Source organism: Nocardioides marmorisolisilvae, from assembly GCF_031656915.1.
Classification (GTDB): domain Bacteria; phylum Actinomycetota; class Actinomycetes; order Propionibacteriales; family Nocardioidaceae; genus Marmoricola; species Marmoricola terrisoli.
The window spans coordinates 2,013,287-2,038,465 of sequence record NZ_CP134227.1 but is presented as its reverse complement, the minus strand read 5'-3'; the positions used below and the strand labels follow the sequence as shown (position 1 = coordinate 2,038,465).

Annotated in this window: 24 protein-coding genes and 1 pseudogene; 17 read left to right on the top strand and 8 right to left on the bottom strand. The window is 66.5% G+C overall.

Annotation, left to right across the window (positions count from 1 at the left end):
* Positions 1 to 2 precede the first annotated feature (2 nt).
* Together Q9R13_RS09755 and ilvA are read left to right on the top strand one after the other, a co-directional pair.
* Positions 3 to 1,445: an AI-2E family transporter gene (locus Q9R13_RS09755; RefSeq protein ID WP_310964926.1), complete on the top strand. Its 1,443-nt coding sequence runs from the start codon at positions 3 to 5 to the stop codon at positions 1,443 to 1,445.
* Between the two features lie 20 nt (positions 1,446 to 1,465).
* Positions 1,466 to 2,686, top strand: coding sequence for a threonine ammonia-lyase (gene ilvA / locus Q9R13_RS09750; protein ID WP_310964925.1), 1,221 nt, complete (start codon positions 1,466 to 1,468; stop codon positions 2,684 to 2,686).
* 96 nt (positions 2,687 to 2,782) lie between these two features.
* On the opposite strand, the gene greA is transcribed toward ilvA, so the two are convergent.
* Together greA and Q9R13_RS09740 are read right to left on the bottom strand one after the other, a co-directional pair.
* Positions 2,783 to 3,280, bottom strand: coding sequence for a transcription elongation factor GreA (gene greA / locus Q9R13_RS09745; protein WP_310964924.1), 498 nt, complete (start codon positions 3,278 to 3,280; stop codon positions 2,783 to 2,785).
* Positions 3,281 to 3,388: 108 nt separating this feature from the next.
* Entirely contained in the window at positions 3,389 to 3,790 is a 402-nt protein-coding gene (locus tag Q9R13_RS09740) for a DUF4307 domain-containing protein (RefSeq protein WP_310964923.1), read from the bottom strand.
* A 34-nt stretch (positions 3,791 to 3,824) separates the two neighbouring features.
* On the opposite strand from Q9R13_RS09740, the gene mca reads away from it, so the two are divergent.
* The 3 genes from mca to Q9R13_RS09725 are packed head-to-tail and all read left to right on the top strand — an operon-like array spanning position 3,825 to position 5,362.
* Positions 3,825 to 4,709 (top strand): mycothiol conjugate amidase Mca, encoded by an 885-nt coding sequence (gene mca / locus Q9R13_RS09735; protein ID WP_310964922.1) that lies wholly within the window; start codon positions 3,825 to 3,827, stop codon positions 4,707 to 4,709.
* A gap of 13 nt (positions 4,710 to 4,722) precedes the next feature.
* Complete coding sequence (locus Q9R13_RS09730; protein WP_310964921.1) at positions 4,723 to 4,947, top strand: hypothetical protein; 225 nt, start codon at positions 4,723 to 4,725, stop codon at positions 4,945 to 4,947.
* A 43-nt stretch (positions 4,948 to 4,990) separates the two neighbouring features.
* A complete protein-coding gene (locus tag Q9R13_RS09725; RefSeq protein ID WP_310964919.1) occupies positions 4,991 to 5,362 on the top strand; it encodes an MmcQ/YjbR family DNA-binding protein in 372 nt (123 codons plus the stop codon).
* A gap of 52 nt (positions 5,363 to 5,414) precedes the next feature.
* Here Q9R13_RS09725 and Q9R13_RS09720 read toward each other — a convergent pair whose 3' ends face one another.
* Positions 5,415 to 6,071 carry a TetR/AcrR family transcriptional regulator gene (locus tag Q9R13_RS09720; RefSeq protein ID WP_310964918.1) on the bottom strand — a complete coding sequence of 219 codons (657 nt, stop codon included), beginning with the start codon at positions 6,069 to 6,071 and terminating at the stop codon, positions 5,415 to 5,417.
* Between the two features lie 206 nt (positions 6,072 to 6,277).
* Here Q9R13_RS09720 and Q9R13_RS09715 point away from each other — a divergent pair, with 206 nt between their 5' ends.
* Positions 6,278 to 6,895 carry an NADPH-dependent F420 reductase gene (locus tag Q9R13_RS09715; protein WP_310964917.1) on the top strand — a complete coding sequence of 206 codons (618 nt, stop codon included), beginning with the start codon at positions 6,278 to 6,280 and terminating at the stop codon, positions 6,893 to 6,895.
* 168 nt (positions 6,896 to 7,063) lie between these two features.
* Here the strand turns inward: Q9R13_RS09715 and Q9R13_RS09710 are convergent, their stop codons facing one another.
* On the bottom strand, positions 7,064 to 7,600 hold the full coding sequence (locus tag Q9R13_RS09710; protein WP_310964915.1) for a DoxX family protein: 537 nt from the start codon (positions 7,598 to 7,600) through the stop codon (positions 7,064 to 7,066).
* A 2-nt stretch (positions 7,601 to 7,602) separates the two neighbouring features.
* Positions 7,603 to 8,616, bottom strand: a complete 1,014-nt coding sequence (locus tag Q9R13_RS09705) for a sterol desaturase family protein (protein WP_310964914.1) — start codon at positions 8,614 to 8,616, stop codon at positions 7,603 to 7,605.
* Positions 8,617 to 9,133: 517 nt separating this feature from the next.
* On the opposite strand from Q9R13_RS09705, the gene Q9R13_RS09700 reads away from it, so the two are divergent.
* The 7 genes and pseudogenes from Q9R13_RS09700 (at position 9,134) to Q9R13_RS09670 (ending at position 15,075) form a co-directional block, all read left to right on the top strand.
* Complete coding sequence (locus tag Q9R13_RS09700; protein ID WP_310964913.1) at positions 9,134 to 9,871, top strand: DedA family protein; 738 nt, start codon at positions 9,134 to 9,136, stop codon at positions 9,869 to 9,871.
* 295 nt (positions 9,872 to 10,166) lie between these two features.
* Positions 10,167 to 11,966, top strand: coding sequence for a DNA/RNA helicase domain-containing protein (locus tag Q9R13_RS09695; RefSeq protein WP_310964912.1), 1,800 nt, complete (start codon positions 10,167 to 10,169; stop codon positions 11,964 to 11,966).
* Positions 11,963 to 12,280, top strand: a complete 318-nt coding sequence (locus Q9R13_RS09690; RefSeq protein WP_310964911.1) for a nucleotide pyrophosphohydrolase — start codon at positions 11,963 to 11,965, stop codon at positions 12,278 to 12,280. The genes Q9R13_RS09695 and Q9R13_RS09690 overlap by 4 nt, the downstream gene beginning before the upstream one ends.
* 107 nt (positions 12,281 to 12,387) lie before the next feature.
* Positions 12,388 to 12,549: pseudogene (locus Q9R13_RS09685) on the top strand (DUF255 domain-containing protein); the annotation flags it as partial.
* A gap of 274 nt (positions 12,550 to 12,823) precedes the next feature.
* Positions 12,824 to 13,585 carry a helix-turn-helix transcriptional regulator gene (locus tag Q9R13_RS09680; RefSeq protein WP_310964909.1) on the top strand — a complete coding sequence of 254 codons (762 nt, stop codon included), beginning with the start codon at positions 12,824 to 12,826 and terminating at the stop codon, positions 13,583 to 13,585.
* Between the two features lie 48 nt (positions 13,586 to 13,633).
* The gene (locus Q9R13_RS09675) at positions 13,634 to 14,203 is read left to right on the top strand and encodes a type IV toxin-antitoxin system AbiEi family antitoxin domain-containing protein (protein ID WP_310964908.1); all 570 of its coding nucleotides are present in this window, start codon (positions 13,634 to 13,636) and stop codon (positions 14,201 to 14,203) included.
* The gene (locus Q9R13_RS09670; RefSeq protein WP_310964907.1) at positions 14,200 to 15,075 is read left to right on the top strand and encodes a nucleotidyl transferase AbiEii/AbiGii toxin family protein; all 876 of its coding nucleotides are present in this window, start codon (positions 14,200 to 14,202) and stop codon (positions 15,073 to 15,075) included. The genes Q9R13_RS09675 and Q9R13_RS09670 overlap by 4 nt, the downstream gene beginning before the upstream one ends.
* Here the strand turns inward: Q9R13_RS09670 and Q9R13_RS09665 are convergent.
* Both Q9R13_RS09665 and Q9R13_RS09660 read right to left on the bottom strand, forming a co-directional pair.
* The gene (locus Q9R13_RS09665; protein WP_310964906.1) at positions 15,067 to 15,348 is read right to left on the bottom strand and encodes a hypothetical protein; all 282 of its coding nucleotides are present in this window, start codon (positions 15,346 to 15,348) and stop codon (positions 15,067 to 15,069) included. The two genes, Q9R13_RS09670 and Q9R13_RS09665, sit on opposite strands and share 9 nt — an antisense overlap.
* Positions 15,349 to 15,353: 5 nt before the next feature.
* Positions 15,354 to 15,602 (bottom strand): helix-turn-helix transcriptional regulator, encoded by a 249-nt coding sequence (locus Q9R13_RS09660; RefSeq protein WP_310964905.1) that lies wholly within the window; start codon positions 15,600 to 15,602, stop codon positions 15,354 to 15,356.
* Between the two features lie 108 nt (positions 15,603 to 15,710).
* On the opposite strand from Q9R13_RS09660, the gene Q9R13_RS09655 reads away from it, so the two are divergent.
* Positions 15,711 to 16,379, top strand: coding sequence for a helix-turn-helix domain-containing protein (locus Q9R13_RS09655; RefSeq protein ID WP_310964904.1), 669 nt, complete (start codon positions 15,711 to 15,713; stop codon positions 16,377 to 16,379).
* On the opposite strand, the gene mobF is transcribed toward Q9R13_RS09655, so the two are convergent.
* Positions 16,376 to 18,931: a MobF family relaxase gene (mobF, locus tag Q9R13_RS09650; protein ID WP_310964903.1), complete on the bottom strand. Its 2,556-nt coding sequence runs from the start codon at positions 18,929 to 18,931 to the stop codon at positions 16,376 to 16,378. The two genes, Q9R13_RS09655 and mobF, sit on opposite strands and share 4 nt — an antisense overlap.
* Before the next feature lie 362 nt (positions 18,932 to 19,293).
* On the opposite strand from mobF, the gene Q9R13_RS09645 reads away from it, so the two are divergent.
* Genes Q9R13_RS09645 through Q9R13_RS09635 form a run of 3 tightly spaced genes read left to right on the top strand, consistent with a single transcriptional unit; the run spans position 19,294 to position 25,150 of the window.
* Positions 19,294 to 21,987, top strand: a complete 2,694-nt coding sequence (locus Q9R13_RS09645) for a DNA methyltransferase (protein WP_310964902.1) — start codon at positions 19,294 to 19,296, stop codon at positions 21,985 to 21,987.
* The gene (locus Q9R13_RS09640; RefSeq protein ID WP_310964901.1) at positions 21,984 to 23,963 is read left to right on the top strand and encodes a DEAD/DEAH box helicase; all 1,980 of its coding nucleotides are present in this window, start codon (positions 21,984 to 21,986) and stop codon (positions 23,961 to 23,963) included. The genes Q9R13_RS09645 and Q9R13_RS09640 overlap by 4 nt, the downstream gene beginning before the upstream one ends.
* On the top strand, positions 23,960 to 25,150 hold the full coding sequence (locus Q9R13_RS09635) for a GIY-YIG nuclease family protein (RefSeq protein WP_310964900.1): 1,191 nt from the start codon (positions 23,960 to 23,962) through the stop codon (positions 25,148 to 25,150). Before Q9R13_RS09640 ends, Q9R13_RS09635 begins: the two co-directional genes overlap by 4 nt.
* Positions 25,151 to 25,179: the final 29 nt, after the last annotated feature.

Here is a 25,179-nt window from a genome sequence, read left to right as displayed (position 1 = left end):
CCGTGGTGAGGGAATCCCGACCGGCACTGTCCGGTGGCTGGCGCGCCCGACGCCGGCAGCGCAGTGCCCGGGCGCGCTCCGAGGCTGAGCAGCGGCTCGCCAGCTCGCGGGCACGCGAGGAGAAGCTGCGCGAGCGGCTGGCCCAGCAATGGGCCGAGGCACGCTCGACGCGGCACCAGGCCGAGCCGCGGATCGAGGGCGGCGCGTCGAACTTCACCCGGGCCGAGGTTCCGTACGGCGTCGACCTCGCGGCGGCCTGGTCATGGCGGTTCATCGTGATCACGGTGGCCCTGGTGATGATCCTGTGGGGGCTGCGGCACGCCGCCCTGGTGGTGCTGCCGCTGATCCTGGCGCTGTTCCTCGCCGCGCTGCTGGCCCCGCTGGTGCGATGGCTCGAGCGGGTCCACGTGCCCCGCAAGCTCGGCTCTCTGATCGTCGTGCTGATCAGCGTCTCCGCGGTGGCGCTGCTCCTCGCCTTCGTCGGCCAGCAGGTGAGCGCCGGCATCGGGCACCTCTCCGACCAGGTCGTCGACGGGTTGGAGAAGATCCGTGACTGGCTGCGCACCGGTCCGTTGAACGCCTCCGACTCCCAGATCAACGACTTCATCCAGAACGCCCAGGACGTGGTCTCCCGCGAGGGCAAGCACCTGGCCGGCAAGGTCACCGAGATCGGTACGGCGGTCGGGCACATCGTCGCCGGCTTCTTCATCGTGCTGTTCGCGACCTATTTCTTCCTGGCCGACGGCAAGGTGATCTGGGCCTGGATCGTGCGGCTGTTCCCGAGGGCGGCCAGGCTCCGTGCCGACGCGTCGGGCCAGGTCGCCCATCGCTCCCTCACCCAGTTCGTCCGCGCCACGGTGCTGGTTGCCGCCACTGACGCGATCGGGATCGTGATCTGGGCCCTGGTGCTCGGGTTGCCGTTCCTCGGCGCGATCGGTGTGCTGGTCTTCCTGGGCGCCTTCGTCCCGATGATCGGCGCCACCCTGTCCGGGACGGTCGCGGTCCTGGTGGCGCTGGTGGCCAAGGGCCCGATCACCGCGTTGCTGATGCTCGCTGGGGTGGTCGTCGTCCAGCAGGTCGAGGCGCACGTGCTGCAGCCGTTCCTGATGGGCCGCTTCGTCTCGGTCCACCCGCTGGGTGTGATCGTGGCGATCGCCACCGGCGTGATCATCGCGGGCATCCCGGGCGCACTGATCGCGGTGCCGTTCGTGGCGGCGGTGAACGCGGTGGTGCAGTACCTCGCCGAGGAGACCGACATCGGCGAGCAGCCGGATGAGGCGGCCGAGGGCGATCCGGGGCCGGACCCGGCGCTGGCCGACGACCGCCTGGACGCGGTCACGGTCGACAGCGCCGGGGAGGAGTCGCTCGAGGACGATCCGGAGCGCGATCCCGGCGAACGGGCCGTCGAACGTCCCGGGAGCGGGTCCGACGGCTCCGAGGAGTGATCCGGCTCTACGCTGCCCTCATGACCACGATCCCTCGGGTGACCCTCGCCGACATCGAGTCCGCCGCAACGCTTCTCGGTGGCGTCGCGATCCGCACACCGATGGAGGAGTCACGGTGGCTCTCCTCCCTCGTGAAGGGGACCGTGCAGCTCAAATGTGAGAACCTGCAGCGCACCGGGTCGTTCAAGATCCGCGGTGCCTACACGCGGATGTCGCGGCTCACCGAGGACGAGCGGGCCCGCGGTGTGGTCGCCGCCTCCGCGGGCAACCACGCCCAGGGGGTCGCGCTGGCGGCGCAGATGCTCGGCATCAGCGCGACCGTGTTCATGCCCGACGGCGCGCCGATCCCGAAGCTGAACGCGACCCGCGGGTACGGCGCCGAGGTCGTCTTCCACGGCTCCACCATCGACGAGGCGCTCGTCGAGGCGCTGGCCTTCGCCGACCGCACCGGAGCGGTGCTGATCCATCCCTTCGACCACCCGGACATCGTCGCCGGCCAGGGCACCTGCGGACTGGAGATCATCGAGCAGGCCCCGCAGGCCGCGACCGTGCTGGTCCCAACCGGCGGAGGTGGCCTGATCGCCGGGATCGCCACCGCGGTCAAGGAGCTGCGGCCAGACGTCCGCGTGGTGGGCGTCCAGGCCGAGCAGGCAGCGGCGTACCCCGCCTCACTGGCGCAGGGCCATCCGGTCGCGCTGGCCACGATGAACACCATGGCCGACGGGATCGCGGTCGGCCGGCCCGGCGAGGTGCCGTTCCGCTCGATCGCAGAGTACGTCGATGAGGTGGTGACGGTCTCGGAGGAGTCCATCTCACGGGCGCTGGTGCTGCTCCTCGAGCGTGCCAAGCTCGTGGTCGAGCCCGCGGGCGCCGTCGCCGTGGCCGCCGTACTCGACCATGCGGCCACGCTGCGACTGCCCGCCGTCGCCGTCCTCTCCGGCGGCAACGTGGACCCGCTGCTGCTGGGCAAGCTGATCCGGCACGGCATGGCCTCGGCCGGCCGCTACCTGCAGCTGCGCGTGCGCATTCCCGACCGTCCAGGTGGGCTTGCCCGGCTCCTCGTCGAGCTGGCGGACGCCGGCGCGAACGTCCTCGAGGTGGTCCACGAACGGCTCTCGACCACCCTCAGCGTCGACGAGGTCGAGGTGCTGCTGCAGCTCGAGACCCGCGGCACCGACCACGCCGAGACCGTCGTCGCCCGCCTCCGCGAGCACGGCTACCGCGTCGAGCAGCCGGGCTGACCTTTCCCAGGTTCAGAACCCAACGGTGCTGTTCACACAGGAGAGTCGGTGTGTGAAGAGTGACCTTGCTGTGGGAAGTGGGCGACGAGCCGTCGCTCAGTCGCTGTACGGCACCGCGTTGACGATCTCGACCTTGAGGGTCTTGCCATTGGGGGCCTCGTACTCGACGGTGTCGCCGACCGTGGCACCCATGATCGCCGAGCCGAGCGGGGACTGGGGAGAGAACACCTCGATGTCCTCGCCGCCCATCTCCCGGGCACCGAGCAGGAAGGTCTCCTCGTCGTCGTCGCCGGCGAAGCGGTAGGTCACCTTCATGCCGGGCTCGACCACACCGTCGTCGGGCGGCGTCTCGCCGACCTCGGCGCGGGTGAGGATGTCCTTGAGCTGCACGATCCGGCCGTCGCACTTGCCGAGCTCCTCGCGCGCGGCGTGGTAGCCGCCGTTCTCCTTCAGGTCACCCTCGTCCCGGGCATCGCTCACGCGCTGGACGATGGCCGCGCGACCAGGCCCCTGCAGGTGCTCGAGTTCGGCCTTGAGCTCGTCGTACTTCGCCTGGGTGAGCCAGATCTTCTCGGACCCGGTGTGCTGAGTCATGTGCGCAACTCCTGTGGTACGGGGGGGTTCCTTGATCCGGTGGGAGGTCTCGACCAGCCGGACGGGCAAGTGGACAAGTCTAGCAACCGGGACAGGCCGGTACCCAAATCAGCGTGGGTGACGCTGCCCGGGTGCCGTGCATCCGATCGACTCCACGGTAGTCGCCCGCCGTTCGGTTCGCAGCGTCTTGGTGACCTTGAAGTCCGTGCCTCGATCGCTCGGCACGCGGAAGTGCAGCTCGCCGACGATCGTGTGGTCGAACGCGGTCGCACGGAGCAGGCAGGTGGCCCGGACGTCACTGTTGGCGAGGTGCACGTTGATGGTCGCCCGCGCGTGATGAGCGTCAGGTACGGCGAAGGACACCGCCTCGGAGGTGACCTCCGGGGTGCTCTGCCCCCAGACCGCCCAGACCAGCCAGCCGAGCCCGGCCAGCCCCAGCACAGCCCCGAAGACGACGGGCCAACGCTTCACCCGGCCATGGCCGTACCGGTCGCTCATCAGGTCCGTCACGCTGCAACTCTAGGGCTGCGGCCCGGACCCTAGGATGGCCCCCATGCTCCGCCTGATGCACGTGCACGCGCACCCGGACGACGAGTCCAGCAAGGGAGCCGCTTCGACGGCGATGTACGTCGCCCAGGGGGTCGACGTCCACGTGGTCACCTGCACCGGCGGGGAGCGCGGCTCGATCCTCAATCCCAAGATGGACCGGCCCGACGTGCTCGCGAACATCAGCGAGATCCGGCGCCAGGAGATGGAGCGGGCCCGCGACATCCTCGGCGTGCGCCAGGACTGGCTCGGCTTCGTCGACTCGGGCTGGCCGGAGGGTGATCCGCTGCCGCCGCCACCCGAGGGCTGCTTCGCGCTGGTGCCGGTGGAGGAGGCAGCAGCGCCCCTGGTGCGGTTGATGCGGGCGTTCCGGCCGCACGTGGTGACGACGTACGACGAGAACGGCGGCTACCCGCACCCCGATCATGTGCAGTGCCATCGGGTGACCGTGGCCGCCTTCGAGGCGGCCGGCGATTCCGCCCGCTATCCCGATGCGGGCGAGCCGTGGCAGCCGCTGAAGCTCTACTACCACCACGGCTTCAACCGGCCGCGGACCCAGGCGCTGCACGACGCGATGCTCGAGCACGGCCTGGAGTCGCCGTGGGCCGAACGGCTCAAGGACTGGAAGCCCGACCCGGCCCACGACGCCCGGATCACCACGCGGGTGCCCTGTGCCGACTACTTCGGTGTCCGAGACCAGGCCCTGCTGGCCCACGCCACCCAGATCGACCCCGACGGGCACTGGTTCGCCGTACCCCGCGAGCTCCAGCAGCAGGTCTGGCCGACCGAGGACTTCGAACTCGCCCGCTCGTTGGTCGAGACCCAGATTCCCGAGAACGACCTGTTTGCGGGGATCCGGGGTCACGCCGAGCTGGAAACCTGAGACAATGGGTGACATGTACGCACAGTTCGCCCTGTTGTTGATCGGCCTGGTCGACAAGACCCCCAAGCCCAACGACGTGAAGGCTGGCTGGGGCGCGTTCGCCCTCTTCATCGGACTTGCTCTCGCGGTCGCCTTTCTCGGGTGGAGCCTGAGCAAGCAGCTCAAGAAGGCGCAGAGGGCCGAGGACGAGGGCAAGTACGACCCCTCGGACAAGAGGCCCCGCCGTACGACGATCTGAGGTCGGCCTCGTCGTTGTCGGTGCCCGGGGGCAGACTGCTGCAATGACGCAGCGCCCCGACGTCCCGGTGGAGTGGGTCCGTCGCCTCCGCGGCCTGCTCGAGGCGTTCCCGGAGGTCCATGAGGAAGACGCCTGGGTCGGTGTGCGCTGGCGCGTGGCCAGGTCCACGGTGGCGCACGCGTTCGGCGGTGAGGACCAGCTGTTCCGGATCGTGTTCCGTGCCGAGCCCGACGAGGTGATGGCGTTCCGGCACCTGGGCCCGCCGTACTTCAAGGCCGGCTGGGGCGGCAATGTGGTCGGTTTGATCCTCGACACGAGCACGGACTGGGAGGAGCTCGCCGAGCTGCTCACCGATTCTTACTGCCTGCAGGCGCCGGCGCGGTTGGTTGCGCAGGTCCGCACCGGCGGTGGTTGACCGGTGGACTGGTGGAGTCGAGTCTCCGCATGTCGCACGTGTGGCCTGAGCCTTACTTCGCCTCGCTGAGATGGACCATGGCGTCGTAGAGCTGCTCGTCCGTCATCGGCGGTTCGGGGATCTGATGTGCCCGCTCAGCCCGGTAGGCGTCGAGCATGAGGTAGAGCTGACGTCGCCAGGCCGTGGGCGCCGTGGCGCTGGTGGCGTCGATGATCCGGCCGTTGGACCAGATCAGATTGACGATGTCGGCCTGGGTGATGTCGAGGCGGGCCTCGCCGGCCTCTTGGGCTCGGGTGAGCACGTCCTCGATCTGTTGGCAGACGCGGTCGTGGATGTGTTCGGTCTCGGCGTTGCCAGGAAACCGGCGGGAGAGGAAGTCGTTGAAGCCTCGGTCACCTGCCTGCACCGCGAACAGGTTCTCCAGGTAGCAGACGAACCCTTCCCACGGATCGGCCATCTCCAGCGCCTTGTTGGCTCCGTCCAGAAACTCCTGGAGCCGCGGCTCGAAGGCGGCCATGAGCAGGTCCAAGCGTGTCGGGAAGTGGCGATACAGCGTGCCGATGGCGACGCCGGCATCACGTGCGATCTTCTCCAAGGAGGCATCCACACCGCGCGCGGCGAACTCGAGCTGGGCCGCATCGATGAGCTTGTCGCGGCGCTCCCGGGCATCGCGGCGCAGGGGCCTACGCATCTGCTCGACATCGCCCACGTCGTCAGCCTACCGACGATGATGAGGGCGGCCTCCGTTTCTGGCGCCGCTCACGGGTCGCTGCAGGCGCGGGGCTCGAGAGTTCCTCTGCCACATGAGGGGCCCCTCCGGAATAATATGAGGCTCCCCTCCGGTTATGGATGACGCCACGACCGGAGAGTGCCTCACCTAGGCCCTCACCCGGCCACCACGAAGGGACCTTCATCATGACCGCCATCAGCATCATCGGCTCGGGCAACATGGCCACTGCCATCGGCACCCGGGCGGCGAAGCACGGCCACACCGTTGAGCTCATGAGCCGTGACGCCGCGAAGGCTCAGGCCCTTGCCCAGCAGATCGGGAATGGAGCCACCGTCGGCACCTTCGGCGCAAGGCCGGCGGGTGACATCGTCATCGTCGCCGTCCTCTATGCGAGCGCGGTTGACGTGGTCACCCACTACGGCGATGCGCTCGCCGGCAAGATCCTCATCGACATCACCAACCCGTTCAACGCCGACGCCACCGGCCTCGCGACGACCCCAGGCAGCTCGGTGTCCCAACAGCTCGCCGCCGCCGCGCCGGAGGGAACACAGGTCGTGAAGGCGCTGAACTCGATCTTCGGCCACGTCCTTGCTCAAGATGTGCCCCTGGACGCACTCTTCGCAGGCGGTAGCGCCGAGGCGAGGTCACGTGTTGCGGCGTTTCTGCAGAGCTTGGACCTGCGGCCCCTCGACGCTGGTGGGCCCGAGATGACTCATGTCCTTGAGTGGGCCGGGATCCTGCTGATGGGCCTGGCCCGCAACGGCGCCGGCTTCGATCTCGCCTTGGGTGCCGAGATCCGCTGACGGTGCTCTCCTGGTCGGCCGCGCCGGTCTGTGGTCGCCGCATGCGACTGCTGCCAAGGCCGCTCGCGGGCGGCCGGCGCGGCAACCGGGAGCCAGCCATCTGTGCGGCAGACCGATCCGTACCCGATGCCGTACACCTGCTTCGCCGGTCCGCGAATGGGGCCGGGGTCAGCTTCTGGACCCAGCGCCGGCCGACGTGAGGTCTGGTCGCCGAGCGCATGCGCGGTCGATCAGAGCGTCGATGCTGAATCGACCGGCGCCGATCAGCGCTGCGGCGAGTGCCAACCCGGCGAGCGCCAGGTTCAGCTGGTACCCCGGCCCGGAGGCGACCGGGTTGAGTCCGGTCGCCCAGGTCACGGTGATCATCGCCATGACCATGTCCCCGAACAACGCCAACCCGGCAAGACGCGTGCAGAGGCCGAGCGCCATCGCGATTCCACCGCCGAACTCGATCAGTCCGGCCAGAACGGCAAAGAGCTCGCCCGGTCGAAGATGCGCCCCCTGGGACATGTAGCTCGCGGTCTGCTGGATGCCGTGCGGACCCGAGCCGGGAAACGCGCCGAACAGCTTCGCGGCACCATAGGCGATGAAGATCCAGGCGAGGACGACGCGCACCACCAGGAGCGCGAGGTCCACCGCCGGCCCGGTTGATGCGGTGCCGAGCAGCAGACGCGTCCAGTGCGTACGGCGCTGGGGCGCGGCCACGCTCACCACCGTGCCTCGGACGACTCGTTCGCCGCTCTCGGCTCCGTCGGTGTCTTCGGCGTCTTCGGCGCGGCTTCCTTGACGGACGCGAGCCTGACGGGCTCGTTCATCGGCCGGAACGGTCCGAGGAGTTGGGCGGCGAAGACCTTGAGGTGATCCGCACGAGGTCCCTGCTGTTCGACCCGGAGGGGGCGCTGCGCCAGCCCCGTGTCGGCCCCGATGGTCTCGGGGGTGGGAAACACCGCACGGTGGGTGAGCTGATCCCAGATCGTCAGCGCGAACCCGAGGTTCACGTCTTGGGGACCACTGCTCCTGTGGTGGATTCGGTGGTAGTTCGGGCTGACGAACACTCGGTCCAGCGGCCCAAAGCTCAGGTTGGTGTTGGAGTGGGCGAATGCGACCGAGCCGCCGTACACGACGAGCAGCAGAGTCGGCAGTTCCCCATTGGCCAGCAGCACCAGCGCCGGGACCACAGCAAGCACATACGAAACGTGGATGAGTGGATGTGTTCGGAAGACCGTGAGGACATTCATGTCCTCTTGCGAGTGATGAAGCTCGTGGAAGCGCCACAACATTCGCACCCGGTGATTGGCCAGGTGCACCAGCCAGTTACAGAAGTCCATCGCGATCAGGATCACCAGGATCACGACCCACCGCGGCACCACACCGAATCTGGGAAGGACCACCCAAGGCGCCAGCCGGCGTGCCACATCGGCAAACGCAAGAGTCAGCGCGGTCACCATCGGGACGACGAAGACGACGTTGAGCACGGCAAACAGCACGTCATGACGGTGGCCACGGGCCGCGAACGGTCGCGACTGGGCCGGGCGCACCCGCTCAGTGATGAGGAACAGCACGATCAGCGCTGACGCGAGCGGGCCGATCGTCTCGGCGCGGAGGCTCGTCATCGAACTGGCGAAGTCCGCCCCACCCCACCGGGTCGCCCAGCCGACCCCCACCAGGAGCAGCGCGACCGCCGGGATCAACAGGGCGGGGAGATAGACGACGGACGACACGCGAAGCCGCGCCGTCCTCGTGCCTGCTCGGACCGCTGCGTGAGGCTTCGTCACAACCTGTGTCGGCACCGCTGTGCCATAGCTCTCCTGCACCATCTTCTGCACCACCTTCCGGCCCTGGGATCCTGTCCGGCTGTCGTCAGAACGCCGGGCCGCCGCCTCCCGGGGCCGGGCTGCTGCTGGATGTGCCGCTGGGCGTGCCGCTGTGCGTGCCGCTGTGGGTACCGCTGTGCGTCGGGGGGTTGGAGGCTGAACTGGAACACCCGGTGGCGAGGGTCACGACGGCGGCGGCTGCTGCTGTGCCCAGGACCAATTTGCCTACAAAGGTCGATGACATGTGGAACCTCATATCTGGTGACGAGAACCCCGAACGGGTGCCTCATAGATGAACACGTACGTGCCCCGGCAACGGTTCAGTAGGCAGTTCGCAGCCCAGCGCCACCGGTGCGTCCGACCCCGTTGGGCACCCGACCTGGCGAGGCGAGGGAGTGGCCACGGCGGTGGGACAATCGACCCGATGACACTTGCGACGGATGGGCTGGAGCCGCGGGGACCGAGGCGGGTGCCCGCGCCGTGGGGTGGCACCGCAAGACGGGCAGACATCGTGATCGCGCTGCTGATCGGCCTGTCCCTCGCGTACTCGCTCGCATTGTGGCCGCTCGTCCCCGCGCTGATCGGGTCGCACCCACTGCTGCTCGAGATCATCAGCGGGTCGACCTTGGCCGAAGTGACGGTCGGGGCGCACAGCCGGCTGGGCGAACTGCCGCTGTGGTTCGCGGTGGTCGCCGGAGTGCCCGCCTCGATGATGTTCGACTGGGTCTTCTGGTGGGCAGGACGGCGGTGGGGTGACCGCGCGCTGCACATCTTCCTGGGCCGCGCGTCGTCGCCGAGTGGTGTCGCGAGACGCAAGGCGCGTTCGGCCCGGCTCGAGCGGACGGCCGAACGGTTCGGGCCGGCGGCGGTCGTGCTGGCCTACTACCTACCGGTGCCGACGGTGCTGATCTACGCCGCCTCGGGCCTGTCTGGGATGCGCTTGCGGACCTTCCTGGCGCTGGATGTGGTCGGCACGCTGCTCTGGATCGGCCCAAGCGTCGGACTGGGCTACGCCATCGGCCAGCCCGCCGTGGACGTGGTCCACCGGATCAACCACTACTCCACGCTCCTGACGATCGTGGTGGTCCTGGTGGTGATCGGCGTTCAGGCTCGGAGACGTCGCCCGCATTCACATGACGGGGTCGGCCGCAGGCATCGGTGACCCGTTACGCCGCGACAGCGGGGCAGTGTCACTTCACCGCCTGTCAATGCTGCGCCGGCGGGGACTACCGAAACTGCTCTACGCGGCCTAGGGAGTACTCGCGCAATCGCGCACGACCCCTCCTGCATCGCCGTACGCTGTTCTCGTAATCCGCAACGGCCCGACAGCGCGCGTCTTCTGACAAGCCTCCACCCGTGCGGGAAGTCATTCATGTCTTCCTGGGGTGTTCGTGCCGCTGTATCGCGCGTCTGCGCAGTCGCTGCGTTCTGCCTTGGGGGCTGACAGGCTGGTCAACGTGCTGACCGAGCAGTACCGCCACCAGCTGGGGCGTTCGCCTGCACCGGCTGAGCAGCGCTCGTGGGAGCGGAGCCTGACCGTGCTGGCGGATGACCTGCACGACGCCGGACTGGGCGAGGTCGAGGTGCTGGTGGAGTACCAGCTGCCACTGACCAGCAAGCGGGCGGACGCGATCCTCTGCGGGACACATCCGGTGACAGGTGGGCCGTCGTACGTCGTGGTGGAGCTCAAGCAGTGGAGTCGCGCCCTCCTGCTCGATGGATCGGATGACCTGGTCGAGTTCGAGGGGCAGGGCACGCGCCTGCATCCGGTTGAGCAGGTGCGTGGGTATTGCCGCTACCTCACTGACTACGTGGCCACCCTGTCCCAGGACCCGGAGCAGATTGCTGGAGTCGCCTACCTTCACAATGCGACCGACCAGGACGTGGCGGCACTTTGGCTGATGCCCGAGGACGACCAGGGCCGGTTGTTCACCGGGCAGCGCCGGGGGCAGTTCCACGACTACCTGCGGTCGCGGCTGGCACCGGCCAGCGGTGTGGATGCAGCGGATCTGCTCCTTGGAAGCGCGGTCAAGCCCAGCAAGCAGCTGCTCACTCTGGCTGCGGATGAGGTGCAACGGCGCGAGCAGTTCGTGTTGCTCGACCAGCAGCAGGCGGCGTACTCCATGGTGATGCGCGCGGTGGAGCGGGCGCGGACCGCCAACACCAAAGAGGTCGTAGTGATCACGGGTGGCCCAGGCTCCGGCAAGAGCGTGATAGCCCTGTCGTTGCTGGGCGAGTTGTCGCGCCAAGGGCGTTCGGTCCTGCACGCGACCGGTTCGAAAGCGTTCACCTCGACGTTGCGCAAGGTGGCGGGGGCGCGGGACAGACGGGTGCGGTCGATGTTCAAGTACTTCAACCAGTTCGGCGGCGCCGACCCGAACGGTCTCGAGGTGCTCATCCTCGACGAGGCGCACCGGCTTCGCGAGACCTCGGCCAATCGGTATACGAGGGCTGCGTTGAGGACAGGTAAGCAGCAGGTCGCCGAGCTGATCGATGCCGCTCGGGTCCCGGTGTTCCTGCTCGACCAGCACCAGGTGGTCAGGCCGGGCGAGATCGGCACGGTGGCGGACATCCGTGCCGCTGCTTCGGCGGCCGGGGTCTCCTCGGTGGTGGTCGACTTGGATGCCCAGTTCCGCTGCGGGGGCAGTCGTGCCTACGAGGAGTGGGTGCTGCGGCTGCTCGGGCTCGCGCCGGGTGGCCCGACTGTGTGGGAGGGTGACGCGAACTTTGCGGTCGCCGTGGCGCCGACACCCTCCCTGATGGAGCAGCGGCTTCGTGACCTCGTCGATCAGGGATTCGGCGCCCGCATCGCCGCCGGATACACCTGGAAGTGGAGTGACCCGATCGTTGGAGGCGGGCTCGTTCCAGACGTCGTGATTGGGGACTGGTCGCGACCGTGGAACAACAAGAAGGACACATCGCATGCAGGGGCCCCGGGCACGCCCTACTGGGCGTCCGACCCCGCCGGTTTCGAGCAGGTCGGTTGTGTCTACACCGCGCAAGGCTTCGAGTACGACTACGCGGGCGTGATCATGGGCGCCGACTTCGTCTGGCGTGGGGACCGGTGGGAGTCGCACCCGGAGCGGAGCTTCGACACCCAAGCCAAGCGTGGGACCGCCGACGAGTTCGACCGGGCGGTGCGCAACACCTACAAGGTGTTGCTGACCCGGGGCATGCGCGGGACCACGATCTTCTCCACCGATCCGGAGACCCAGGCGCTGCTCGAGGGCCTGGTATTTGCGAGGGTGCCGTCATGACCTCGTTGGATTCACTGCGCGACGCGATGCGGAAGTTCACCCACGATCGCGACTGGGAGCGGTTCCACGATCCCAAGTCTCTGGCGCTGGCCCTCGTGGGCGAGGTCGGCGAACTAACCGAGCTGCTGCAATGGCTCCCGGCCGGCGACGTCGTCGCGTTGGCCGAGAAGGAACCGTTGCGCTCGCGGCTCGGTGAGGAGCTGTCCGATGTGCTGCTCTATCTGGTGCGGCTTGCGGACGTCGTCGGCGTCGACCTGGGCGAGGCCGCGATGCGCAAGATGCAGGCCAACTCGGCGAAGCACCCAGCCCCCTGACGAGCCGCCTCATTCCGGCTGGTATCCCTGATACCTCAGGTTCGGGTACCACTCCTGTGCGTCACGGAACAGTGATGCACGTACGCAGTCGTCAGGAGTCATGGGAAATGGCCAACCGGCTCGCCAGCGCGACAAGCCCGTATCTGCTCCAGCACGCCCAAAATCCGGTGGATTGGTGGGAGTGGGGGCCTGACGCGTTCGCCGAGGCGAAGCGTCGGGATACACCGATTCTCCTGTCCGTCGGGTACGCCGCCTGCCACTGGTGCCACGAGGTTTAACCTTCAACGGCTGTCGACGGAAATCCGCGAAACCGCAGGTCAGAAGGGGTTTCGCGTCTAGCCCTGTTTCGTATGGCGCCGCCGTTTGACGCCGATTCCGGGGCCTCGTGTATCACTCTCGTGTATCACTCGGGCCCATCACTGGTGACCCTGTGGCAGCCGATCTCGACGTGTTCGGTGACCTGACACGTCGCGAAGACATGTTAGCTTTCCAGCCGATTCTTAACCTGTTGCGAATTTGCAACAGCTTCGTAGACTGGTGGATGTGGACCTGGCAGAGCGCATCTCGACACTGCGCCGCGTGAACGGGCTGAGTGCGCGTCAGGTTGCGGCGCTGGTCGACGTTGCCCCGACCACGGTCACGCGGATCGAGTCCGGTGCGGTCAGCCCTTCCTTCGATCTGGCACAGGAGATCCTGACGGTCTTGGGGGAGCCGATCGGCTTCACCGGCCTCGCGGATGTGGATGCGATCGCAACCGCGCGTCTCGCGCTCGACCCAGGGCTCGGCGTCGCAGTAACGCCTGGTGTTGACGTGTGGCGCCAGCGGTGGTCGCGGATCGGACTCGTGGACGGCACTGGTCGGGTCGCCGCGGGCAAGGAAGCGGACCTGCTCTTCCGCGCGGGACGCGCCGCCAGGCTGACCCGACGCGCTGGGTCGGTGGACTTCGAGGCTGGTGCGTCCTCATGCGACATCGCCGACTCCTTCAGCAGGTCCGGGATCGACTATGCATTGACTGGTGACGCCGGTGCAAACCTGTACCGATCGAGCGCCGGTGAGGCTTGGCCGGTGCTCTACGTGAGGGATATCGCGCGTGCAGCCGAGGCGGCCGGCCTCGTGCGAAAGGAGCCCGGGTCGTTCGGGACGCGGGTCACCCTCATTCCGTTCGACGGTGTGAGTGAGATCGGGCGCGTCGATCTTGACGGCGTCACGGTCGTTGCTCGCAACCAGGTGATCATCGACGCGTACGGCGGCATCGATCGCATGGCCGAGCAGGCCGACATCCTGGCGGGGAAGCGAGTTGGGTGACTGAAAGCGGTGTGGGCTATTCCGTATCAATTTGATACGCTCTAGCACATGACCATCCGAGACCAGGTTCTTGAGCGAGCCATTGAGCAACACGGGTACGTGACGACCCGTGATGCTCGCGATCTCGGGATCGACCCTACCCAGCTCCGGCTGATGGCGGCCCGGGGTCGCCTGGAGCGCGTGGCGCGGGGTGTCTATCGCGTGCCGGTTCTGCCGAGGACTGAGCATGACGAACTGGCGGAGGCGGTTGCCTGGACCCTGGGCCGGGGAGTGGTCTCTCATGAGTCGGCGCTGGTGCTGCACGGTCTGTCGGATGTCAACCCGTCGCGGATCCATCTGACCGTCCCACGCGACAACCATCCACGGGCGGCCGGTGGTGACCTGTATCGATTGCATCGTCGACTGCTTTCCGACGCAGACGTGACGGAGAAGGACGACCTGCCGGTGACGACCGTCGTGCGTACCATCCGCGACTGTCTCGGTGCCGGCGTCGACCCGGCGCAGCTCCGTCGGGCGATTGACCAAGCTGCGGCCGGGGGGGTGGTTCGTCCTCGCGAGGTCGAGGCGCTTCGCGGCGAGATCGACCTCCACCACATCTCGGGAAGGACGGACGGATGACGGCACGCTACGACTCCTCGCCGTCGAACCTGCGCGCACTGCGGGACCGACTCACTGCGGCGGCGAAGCGGGAGGGCGTCGTCTTCGGGCGACTACAGCAGCACGTCGGAGTCCTCGTCGTCGCGCAGTTCATGAATCTCGCAGCGGATGACCGCGGCGCGCCGATCCTGTTGGTGAAGGGCGGAGCCTCGCTCGAGCTGCGGCGCGGCATCCCCGAGTCGCGTACGTCGAAGGATCTCGACGCGGTCCTTCGCGGTGACATCGAAACGGCCTACGAGCGACTCGTTGACGTCGGCGCCGATGGCTGGGAAGGGTTCACCGCGACCTTCACGACTCCAGTGCCTTTCGAGGTGCCCGGGCTGGTGGGCACGCCGCACCGCCTGACGGCAAAGCTGGCCTACCGGGGCAAGCCGTTCGTCTCCGTCCCGATCGAGATCTCGCCCACCGAGGCGGGCAACGCCGAGGCGCACGACATGGTCGAGTCCGATGCGCTGGCGCTCGTCGGTCTGCCGTCCGCGGTCGCGGTCCCCTGTATGACAACGCCCTGGCAGATCGCGCAGAAGATCCACGCCAGCAGCGAGCCCGTCGAGCCACCGCGTACCAACGACCGAGCCCGCGACCTGGTCGATCTTCAACTGCTCGAAGCGCTCACGGTCGATGACCCGCTCGCCGAGACGGAGTCGGCCTGCCGTGCGGTATTCGAGGCCCGGGGCAAGCACGGCTGGCCACCGACGCTGGCGGCCCAACCCGGATGGGAGGCGATCTACGTCCGAGCACTCGAAGGTCTCGAACAGATCGGGCTCGCTGCGGACGTGGGCCAAGCCGTCGGCCGTGTACAGAACTTCATCGACAGCATCGCCGCCTCACGCTGAGTGCGACCGTCGCTTGGGTTGGGGGAGCATCTCCACGAGCTTCACCTCCTCCCGTTCGGGCGCAACGAGCGTCTCCAGCGCAGCTTCGGCCAGGGCAATCCGCTTCTCCTCCCACGCGAGCAGCTGATCGAGCCGCCAGCGATCCGGATGTGTCATCACCGGCGGCGGCACGAGATCGCGGTTCTTGAGGTTCTGGTAGCCCTTCGTCTTGCCCCAGCCGTAACGCTCGAGCACGTCGTGCGCGGACATGAAGACGTTGCGCGGGTCATCCATCTCCGTCACACCGCCTTCGGCCGGGGGAGTGCTGGCTTGGACGCGAGCCGCTGTGAGCGGATCCAGGCGCGCAGGTCGCCGACGGTCGTGTAGAGCCGCCGGCCGATCTTGAAGAACTCGGGCCCGGTGCCCATCTGGCGCCACCAGCGGACGGTGTTCGGTGAGGTCGTCAGGATCTCGGCGACGTCGTCGAGGGTCAGCAGCTCGTCCTCGTGACGGGCGTGGAACGGGACGTCGTTCGTGTTGCTGTGCATGGTTCCTCCTGGAAGGCGAAGGCCCGCAAGAGTTGCGGACAATCGTCAGGTGCGCGAGCCGTGCCAATCGGAGGGTTAAATACGTTCGATCGGACATATCGTGGGTCGATGGACCGCTCGTTCCTGCTCAGGACGGCGCGCCGGGCAAGGGGCCTGACGCAGGTCCAGCTCGCTCAGATCTCGGGTACGTCGCAGGCGACCCTGTCGGCGTACGAGCGAGGGTTGAAGTCGCCGTCGCTCAAGGTCGCCTCGCGGGTCCTCGAGGCGGTGGGCTTCGACCTCAACCTGCGGGTGCACATCGACTGGAAGGAGCGCCATCCGACCGGGATCGTTCCCTTCTGGACGCCGAACATCCTGTGGCGCGTCGAGATGTCCGACTGCTTTGCGACGTTGGAGATGTACGACGCCATCGGTCGTACCGCGCAGACCGAGTGGGACATGCGCGACCGTGAGCAGCGCAAGGGCGCCTACGAGCAACTGATCCGTCGTGGGCGGCCCGAGCAGATGATCCGCTGGATGGATGGAGCGCTGCTCCTCGACCTGTGGGACGAGCTCGACCTCCCCGATCCCGTCCGCGATGCATGGAAGTGGCCGATCAGAATCGGGCGGGAGCCGATCAAGGCGAACATCTACCACCTCGGCGGGGACGCGATGCTCACGACGATGGCGCGGAACCGGAGGCTTGAACCTCTGCCCAAGCCTCCTCCGCATCCACCGCCCAAGCTGCGGAAACAGCGACGCACTCGGTTCGATCCGCGACCTCCGGAGCCTGACTAGAGACTCAGCCCGGGGCCACTGCGTGACGGCGGGCGATACACCGGTTCGGGGAAGGGATGCCGTGCGACAGGCGGCGCCGGCCGACGCCGTCGCGCCTTCGGTCCGTATCGCTCGATCGCCTCGCCGGCGAGGATCCGCGCATGTGCGGGTCCGAGGTCGGCGCGGTCGCGGCTGAAGACCTCGATCCACTGCCGGCGCGCATCGTCAACCGACTCCGCGACCAGGTGGGCTACGTTGCGCTCTCGGCCACGGGTCATCCCGACGTACGCCGAGGCAGCGCCGGTGTGGTCGCCGATGAGCACGTTGCTGACATCGACGGTGGAGCCTTGGGCTCCGTACGCCGTGGTGGCGTAGGCGAGCTCGACGTGCTCGCGCACATAGGCAGGCGGCAGCACCCGTTGCCCGGACTCGCCCGCGACAACCAGCCCGTCGGAACCGGCCGACATCACCTTCCACGGCTCGCGGTTTGCGACGTCGATCGCGGAGTCGTTTTTCCGGGTGGCGATGGTGTCGCCGGCGCCGATTCGCTCACCGGCGCGTGTGGTGACGCCGTCGGTCGCCTGCCCGATGTCGACGCGCACGCGATGAGCGAGCAGGTTGATGCGGGACACCTCCTCGCGGGTGTCGGCCACGACCAGGTCGCCCAGCGATGCCTTCACCGACAGGACGTTCTGCCGCTCGACATCGCTGGCATGGACGACGATCTCGCCGCGCTCCACCAGCGCATCGAAGACCTCGCCCGGCCGCTCTCCCGAGCGCATCTTCAGCGACAGCTCGGCGTAAGTGGGGTCGGTGAAGCGGTGGACGCCGCCGTACTCGATGCATCGGTCGGGTACGTAGCGCGCGGCGAGATCGAGTACGCCGCCGCGACCGACCGCGGGCAGTTGGTGTCGGTCGCCAACGAGCGCGACCGACGCGCCTCCCTCGTTCGCCAGGGCCAGCAGGGCGCGGGCGCTGTCCTGGTCGAGAATGCCCGCCTCGTCGACGACGAGCAGCGTGCGGCGATCCAGCTGGTGCGCGGTCGCTGCGGCCGGGCTGTGAGTCCAGTGGCCCTCGTCGTCCCACCGGAAGCCGTGCTCGTGCAGCAGCTTGGCGACCGAGCTCGTCTCGGCGCCGACCTCCCCAGCTGCGACCTGTGCGGCCTTGCGGGTCGGCGTCACCACGACCATCCGCCCGCCGCGCGCCTCGACCTGCTCGCGCGTAGCGGCGAGCCGACGGGTCTTGCCGGCGCCCGCGGCACCCTCGACAACGCTGATCCTCTCGCGCCGGTCGCCGCGGAGGATCTGGGCGATGAGGTCCTGCTCGACCGCGATCACCTGCGGCGAGGAGAGGGCCCGAACATGCTCGGGTACGTCGTCGCGCCCCACCAACGGCACGCACGCGGACACGGCGCGTGCGGTGATGTCCTCGGCGAGCTCTCGACGTACGCCGCTTCGCGCGACCACGTCGGAGGCGGCGATCAGCTTCTCGACCTCGCCACGGATGTCGGCCGCATTCCACGCGGAGCGGTGGGCGCCGAGTCGATCGACGGCTCGCTCGGCGATGGCGTCGCGGTCCAGTGAGCCGACCTGGGTCCGACCGGGCTTGGCGCGCCGGGTGGGAGACCGGAAGCCGAGCTCGAGCAGCTCCTCGATCCAGCGGATGCGGAGGTCGGCGCCGGAGACCGGCTCGACCTTGTCGGGCCGCGCGTCGGCCCATGCGCGGCGGTCCCATCCCTGCTTGATCTCAGGCCCGGGCTCCTCGCCGGGGTGATCCCGTCGCCATTCCGCCTCGTACCGATCGACGTTCGCCTCGATCTGCCGCGACCGCGAGCTGAACGCTCCGATGTAGCCGGCCAGCTGGGTGGCCTCGCCGGTCTCTGGATCCAGGTCGTAGCCATGGTCCGCGAGCGCGGCGCGGAACTCCGGATTGGTCATCACCGCCGCGTGCCCGATCCCGTTGATCGCCTCGAGACTGTCGCGGACGCCCACGGTGTGCAGCCCTCGCCACGCCACCCCGCTGGTTGAGCCTGTCGAAACCAAGACCCGCGAGTTGATCTGGAGATGAAGGTGTCTGTGGGGGTCGCCCGCCCGTGACGTGAAGTGGCGTACGACGGCCGCCTCGATCTGCTCCACCGGAACCTGCACCTGCCTGCCGCGCGGCCCGACTCGCGTCGTCGCGTGCGCTGCGAGCCAGCCGATGATCTCCTCGGCGGCCGCCATCTGCGCGGCGTCGTAGGCGTCGGCGATCTCGGGATGCAGCGCAGCCGCGAGCGACCAGGTCTTCGGCCCGTTGACAGTGACCTCGACGAACCGCACCGCATGCTCGTCCTTCAGCAGCCGCCCCTTCGCCGCACCCGTCTCGACGTCGTAGCCGGCGACCCACTGCTCGTAGGCCTCGCCGTCCATGTCCTGTCGCCGCTCGAGGACGACGGCGTTAGCGACGGCGTCGCGCTGTGCGACGAACCGCATCGCGATCCCGCTTCCTTCGGCGAGGTAGTAGTCGTCCGCGCGAGAGCGATCGGCCTCGACGTAGTGCCGAGCAGCGGCTGCCGCTCCGCGGTAAATCTTCATCCCGCCATGCACCGAACTCGCCTCCGCCAACAACCATCGACAACCGCAAACCCGCAGGTCAGGACCGGTTTTCGGCCGGTCAGGTATCCCTACTTTCGTAGCATGCGTGCCGCTTGTTGAGGAGGGTGAGAAGGGTGATCTGGAGGGTGGATCTGGGAGCCGTTGATGGTTGTCAGTGAGTGTTGAGGGACGGGGTGTTGTGGAAGGCGAGAGGCGAGAGGCAGAAGGGGAGGGGGCATCCCAAGGCTGGGTGGGGTAGAAACTCCGGCGATGAGTCGGCTCCTGCTGGCAGGATCGGCATCAACAGACCGCTGTGCGCTGGTGACCACTCCGACCCGATCGACGACTGAGAAGATTCGATAGTGAAGCTCAATCTGAAGGCCGTCGAGGAGCGGGTCGCTCCGCTCGGCGGGCGGCCGTCGTATAGCCGCGAGTTCATCCTCGAGTTGCTTCTCGCCTACGGCCGCTCGCAGGGCAACGTCACGCGCCTGCGCAACGGGTCGCTCAACGTTGCCGACGACCCGGCAACAGAGGTTGCACAGAAGAACGTCGTCTACTTCAAGGAGACGACGGGCGACCCGCTGGCCGTCATCGACGAACTGCGGACCGCGCCAACGGTCGTGCGCTACCGCCCGCGCTTCGTCATCGTCACCGACTACTCAGAGCTGCTCGCGGTCGACACGAAGACCGGCGAGAACCTGATGGTGCCGATCGCCGACATTGACCAGCACTTCACGTTCTTCCTGCCCTGGGCAGGCATGGAGAAGGCGCAGTACGTCGCTGAGGCGCACGCCGACGTCAAGGCTGCGGAGCGGATGGGCAAGCTCTTCGACGAGCTGCTCGCCGCGAACCCTGAAATCCTCGGCAACCCCTTCGGGAGGCACTCGCTCAACGTCTTCTTTACCCGGCTGTTGTTCTGCTTCTTCGCCGAGGACACCGGCATCTTTGGTGAGAACCAGTTCACCAATGCGATCGGCAGTCACACCCAGGCCGACGGGTCCGACGTCGCTGACTTCCTGACCGATCTCTTCAAGGCGCTGGACACTCCTCACGCCGGTGACAAGCCACAGCACCTTCGAGAGTTCCCCTACGTCAACGGACGGCTGTTCACGATCGCGGCCGAGCACACGGTCCCGAGATTCACGAAGAAGGCTCGCGAGCTCCTGATCGAGTCCGGAACCTTGATCTGGCGCGAGATCAACCCCGATATCTTCGGCTCAATGTTTCAGGCGATCGTCGCCCCCGGGGAGCGGTCCGACCTCGGTCAGCATTACACGTCGGTCCCAAACATCCTTAAGACCATCGAGCCTCTGTTCCTCAATGGCCTAAGAGACGAGTTCGATGCGGCCTACGACTCGCGGCGAAAGCTCGAGGCGCTTCTGGAGCGCATCAGCGCGATCAAGGTCTTCGACCCTGCCTGTGGCTCAGGGAACTTCCTGGTCATCGCCTACAAGGAGCTGCGACGCCTTGAGCACGCGATCCTCGAGCGGCTCGCCGAGATCGACGTCAACCACCAGGTCCTCTACGCCGAGTCGAAGATCAGCATCGAGAACTTCTACGGCATCGAACTTGACGACTTTGCGGTCGAGGTCGCGATCCTCTCGCTATGGATCGCGAAGCACCAGATGAACGCGGAGTTCAAGGAGAAGTTCAACCTCTCGATCCCACTGATCCCGCTCAAGGAGACTGGCCAGATTTGTGAGGGGAACGCCTCCCGGATCAACTGGGAAGCGGTGTGCCCTAACGGCGGAGACGAGGAGATCTATCTCATCGGCAACCCTCCGTATTACGGGTCAAAGCGCCAGACGCCGGACCAGAAGGCGGACTACGCCTTCGTTTTTGGCGATCGCCCGCACTCAAAGAACCTGAACTACATCTCACTGTGGTTCGTGAAGGGGGCGGATTACATCGAGGGCACGAGGGCCGCGCTCGCGTTCGTGACCACTAAGACCGTCTCTCAAGGCGAACACGTTGGCCTGCTCTTCCCCATGATCTTTGACAAGGGACTTGAGATCGGGTTCGCCTACCCGGGGTTCCAGTGGGACAACAACGCCAAGAAGAATGCTGACGTCACCGTCGCCGTTATCGGCCTGCGTAACGCGGGGGACGAGCCGAAGTACATCTACGACGACGGTTTGCAGATTGCTGCCGCCAACATCAACGGCTATCTCGCTGACGGCGCGAACGTCTTCGTGATGGCCCGCAAGAAGCCGCTGTCGCAACTGCCGGCCATGTCTTTCGGGAGCATGCCCAATGATGGCGGAGCGCTCGTACTCACGGAGGTGGAACGCGAGCGGCTGATCGCTTCGGACTCGGGAGCCGAGGCCTACGTGAAGCGCTTCCTAGGCGCCAGCGAATTCATCGCAGGCGAGGATCGCTTCGCTCTCTGGATTGACGATGCCGAGGCGTCCGACGCCTGTCGCATTGGGCCGATCGCTGACCGGGTCGAACGAGTGAGGCGGCATCGCGAGCAGAGCGAACGACTGGCCACGAGGAAACTCGCCGAGACCCCACATCGATTCGGCGAGATTCGATACCGGCCAACTGAGTCGATCGTCGTGCCGAGTATCTCCTCCGGCCTCAGGAGGTACATCCCCATTGGCTACCTGGACCCCGAGACGGTGATCTCAAACAAGGGCTTCGCTATCTACGACGCCGCGCCGTGGCTGTTCGCCGTGTTGACATCGCAAATGCATATGACGTGGGTCAACGCGGTGTCGGGACGGATGCGCATCAACTATCAGTACTCAAACACGATCGTCTACAACAACTTCCCAGTTCCGCCACTGTCAGATGCGGTGAAGGAGAAGCTCACGATCGCGGCTCTGCGGGTGCTCGACGTCAGGGAATACCACTGCGAGCGGACTCTCGCTGAGTTGTACGACCCGGAGTGGATGCCGGCCGACCTACGTGCAGTCCATGCTGAGGTGGATGCGCTAGTCGACTCGATCTACTCCAGGCGCGGCTACGAGACCGACGAGCAGAGGTTGTCGGACCTGTTCGCTATGTATGAGGCGATGACCGCGGCCGAGGCCTCGAAGGGGACGAAGAAGTGAACAAGCTGCTCAACGTCGTGGACGTGACCTACGCCCAGACCGGGGCGTCGGTCAAGATCGACGCCTTGGGGATGCGCGAGATGCAGCAGCGCGTCTTCGCCCAGCGCGATGCCCAGCATCTTCTGGTCAAGGCGCCGCCGGCCTCGGGCAAGTCCCGTGCGCTGATGTTTGTCGCTCTGGACAAGCTCTACAACCAGGGCCGCAAGAAGGTCATCGTCGCGGTCCCCGAGCGTTCGATCGGCGCATCGTTCTCCTCGACCAGCCTGACCAAATTCGGCTTCTTTGCTGACTGGGAGGTCAAGTCCGAGCACAACCTGTGCGACCCCGGCTCCTCGCAGGGCAAAGTCGGAGCTTTCGTTGAGTTCCTTGAAGGTCCCGACGCGAGCTTGATCTGCACGCACGCGACCCTGAGGTTTGCGTTCGAGAAGCTCGCCCCGGAGGCGTTCAACGGCACCGTACTTGCGATTGACGAGTTCCACCATGTCTCCGCCGACACCGAAGCCAACCGCCTCGGTGCCCTGCTTCGGGAGGTGATGAACGGCTCCGATGTCCACATCGTCGCGATGACGGGCTCATACTTCCGCGGCGACTCGGTGCCAGTGTTGTCCGCCGAGGACGAGGCACGGTTCACGCCGGTCACCTTCAACTACTACGACCAGCTCAACGGCTATGAGCATCTGAAGTCGCTCGGCATCGGCCACCACTTCTACCAGGGCCGCTACACCGACGCGATCGGCGAGGTGTTCGACCTGGACAAGAAGACGATCATCCACATCCCCAACGTGAACTCGGGAGAGTCCACGAAGGACAAGATCGAAGAGGTCGGCTTCATCATTGACTCGATCGGCCACGTCGAGTCCACCGACCCCGACACCGGGATCATCAGCATCCGCCGGGCCGACAACGGGGCGATCGTTCGAGTCGCCGATCTCGTCGACGACACCGAACAGAAGAAGCGTGCCGACATCCTGCACTACCTCTCTACCTTCGCCTCCAAGGACAGCGACGCCGTGGACGTCATCCTCGCGCTCGGTATGGCGAAGGAGGGCTTCGACTGGCCCTTCGCCGAGCACGCCCTCACGGTTGGCTACCGAGCGTCCCTCACCGAGGTCATCCAGATCATCGGTCGCGTCACCCGGGACAGTCCCGGCAAGGAGCACGCTCAGTTCACCAACCTGATCGCCGAGCCTGACGCTTCGCAGGGCGAGGTGAAGGTGTCGGTGAACAACATGCTCAAGGCCATCACCGCGTCGCTGCTGATGGAGCAGGTGTTGGCGCAGAACTTCACGTTCAAGACCAAGCGCACCGGTGACGATGATGACCCGAAGGCGCCGGGTGTCATCAAGATCAAAGGTTTCAAGGAGCCGTCGTCGGACCGCGTCAAGCAGATCGTGGAGACCGACCTCAACGATCTGAAGGCGACGATCCTGCAAGATGACACGTTCGCGCGGGCCGCGGCAGGATCGGTGGATCCCGAGACGACCAACAAGGTGCTGATCCCGAAGATCATCCGCGAGCGGTACCCCGACTTGGATGAGTCGCAGGTCGAGGAACTGCGGCAGCAGGTCGTCGTGGACTCGGTGATCAAAAACGGAGAGGTCCGCGAGGTCGGCGACAAGCGGTTCATCAAGATGGCCGAGAAGTTCGTCAACATCGACGACATCAACATCAACCTCATTGACTCAGTCAATCCGTTCCAGCGCGCTTTCGAGGTCATGTCAAAGTCGGTCACGCCCTCGGTGCTGCGGATCATCTCCGATGCGATCACCGCGACACGGGTCGAGTTTACGGACGAGGAAGCCTTCGCCCTGTTCCCGAAGATCCAGGCCTGGGCCAAGGTCAACGGACGGAAGCCCGACGTGCGTACCGAGGACCCGACGGAGAAACGGTATGCCGAGGCGCTGCTGTACCTGCAAAGGCGCAAGCAGCAACACCTCGCCGAGCAGAGGGCCGCGCAGATGGAGGATGAGGCATGAGCAGCGCCGACGACGTCGGGCAGGTCGACTTCGTCTACCCCTCCAGCATCGAGGTCTTGCTCGAATCTGATGTTGACGGCCTGCTGGATGCGCCGGAGAAGCCGAAGAAGATCACCTCGAGTGACCGGCTTGAGCGCGCGTTCCTGCAGATCGTGGAGTTCCGGCGCGCACATGGTCGCGTCCCGGATTCGCAGACCCGCGAGATCGCCGAACGCAAACTCGGCGCCCGCCTCGACGGGATCCTCGCCAACGAGGAGAAGATCGCCGCGCTGAAGCATCTCGATGAGTTCGGGCTTCTGGACGTGCCCGAAGCGCCGAGCTCGATCGACGATCTGTTGGAGGGCGACGATTTCGACCTGCTCGGCGACGAGTCTGGGCTGCTGGATGTCTCCGGCTTGCCCGTACGGCGTCAGCAGTTCGACACAGGTGACGCGGCCCGTCGGAAGCCCGCTGACGACTTCGAGCAGTTCGATCCGCTGTTCAAACAGAAGCATGCAGAACTTCGCGAGGGCACGAGCAAGCTTCTTCCGTATCCCGGCCTCGGGCACATCATCCCGGGTGCGTTCTTCGTGCTCAACGGCGTGATGCTCTTCATCGCTGAGGTTGGCGATACCGAGTACAAGAAGTCGACTGTGCGCGAGAACAAGCGTGAACGGCTGCGCTGCATCTTCGAGAACGGCACCGAGTCGTCCATGTATCGCCAGTCGCTGGCGATCCGCCTCAGCGACGAGGACGGCCAGATCGTCACGCAGGCCCAGATGACCGAGATCCTCACCGACGACGAGGTCAGCGGCCACATCTACGTACTTCGCACGCTGAGCGACGATCCTCAGATCGCCGGGTTGAAGGATCTCTACAAGATCGGCTTCTCGCGCGGGCCAGTGGAGACGCGGGTCGCCAACGCGGCCAAGCAACCGACCTACCTGATGGCCCCGGTCAAGATCGTCGTGGATTATCGCGCGTACAACCTGAAGATCTCGGCGCTGGAGAACCTGCTTCATCGGGTGTTCGCCGAGGTCAGGCTCGAGATCACGCAGATCGACCGTAAGGGCCGCAACTACGACCCATCGGAGTGGTTCGTTGTGCCGCTCACGGTGATCGACCAGGCGATTGAGTTAATCGTCTCCGGCGGGATCGTCGACTATGTTTACGACCCGGACTCCCAGACCCTCCGCGCACGCTCGTGAGGTATCAAGACTCTGGCAGACCCCCACAA

What these genes read in the sequence shown, in the direction of transcription:
- Q9R13_RS09725 (WP_310964919.1), top strand. Translation starts at nt 4,991, where the DNA reads ATGACGCAGCGCCCCGACGTCCCGGTGGAGTGGGTCCGTCGCCTCCGC.
- Q9R13_RS09730 (WP_310964921.1), top strand. Translation starts at nt 4,723, where the DNA reads ATGTACGCACAGTTCGCCCTGTTGTTGATCGGCCTGGTCGACAAGACC.
- Q9R13_RS09715 (WP_310964917.1), top strand. Translation starts at nt 6,278, where the DNA reads ATGACCGCCATCAGCATCATCGGCTCGGGCAACATGGCCACTGCCATC.
- Q9R13_RS09665 (WP_310964906.1), bottom strand. Translation starts at nt 15,348, where the DNA reads ATGGATGACCCGCGCAACGTCTTCATGTCCGCGCACGACGTGCTCGAG.
- ilvA (WP_310964925.1), top strand. Translation starts at nt 1,466, where the DNA reads ATGACCACGATCCCTCGGGTGACCCTCGCCGACATCGAGTCCGCCGCA.
- Q9R13_RS09635 (WP_310964900.1), top strand. Translation starts at nt 23,960, where the DNA reads ATGAGCAGCGCCGACGACGTCGGGCAGGTCGACTTCGTCTACCCCTCC.
- Q9R13_RS09670 (WP_310964907.1), top strand. Translation starts at nt 14,200, where the DNA reads ATGACGGCACGCTACGACTCCTCGCCGTCGAACCTGCGCGCACTGCGG.
- Q9R13_RS09690 (WP_310964911.1), top strand. Translation starts at nt 11,963, where the DNA reads ATGACCTCGTTGGATTCACTGCGCGACGCGATGCGGAAGTTCACCCAC.
- mobF (WP_310964903.1), bottom strand. Translation starts at nt 18,931, where the DNA reads ATGAAGATTTACCGCGGAGCGGCAGCCGCTGCTCGGCACTACGTCGAG.
- greA (WP_310964924.1), bottom strand. Translation starts at nt 3,280, where the DNA reads ATGACTCAGCACACCGGGTCCGAGAAGATCTGGCTCACCCAGGCGAAG.
- Q9R13_RS09660 (WP_310964905.1), bottom strand. Translation starts at nt 15,602, where the DNA reads ATGCACAGCAACACGAACGACGTCCCGTTCCACGCCCGTCACGAGGAC.
- Q9R13_RS09700 (WP_310964913.1), top strand. Translation starts at nt 9,134, where the DNA reads ATGACACTTGCGACGGATGGGCTGGAGCCGCGGGGACCGAGGCGGGTG.
- Q9R13_RS09675 (WP_310964908.1), top strand. Translation starts at nt 13,634, where the DNA reads ATGACCATCCGAGACCAGGTTCTTGAGCGAGCCATTGAGCAACACGGG.
- mca (WP_310964922.1), top strand. Translation starts at nt 3,825, where the DNA reads ATGGCCCCCATGCTCCGCCTGATGCACGTGCACGCGCACCCGGACGAC.
- Q9R13_RS09655 (WP_310964904.1), top strand. Translation starts at nt 15,711, where the DNA reads ATGGACCGCTCGTTCCTGCTCAGGACGGCGCGCCGGGCAAGGGGCCTG.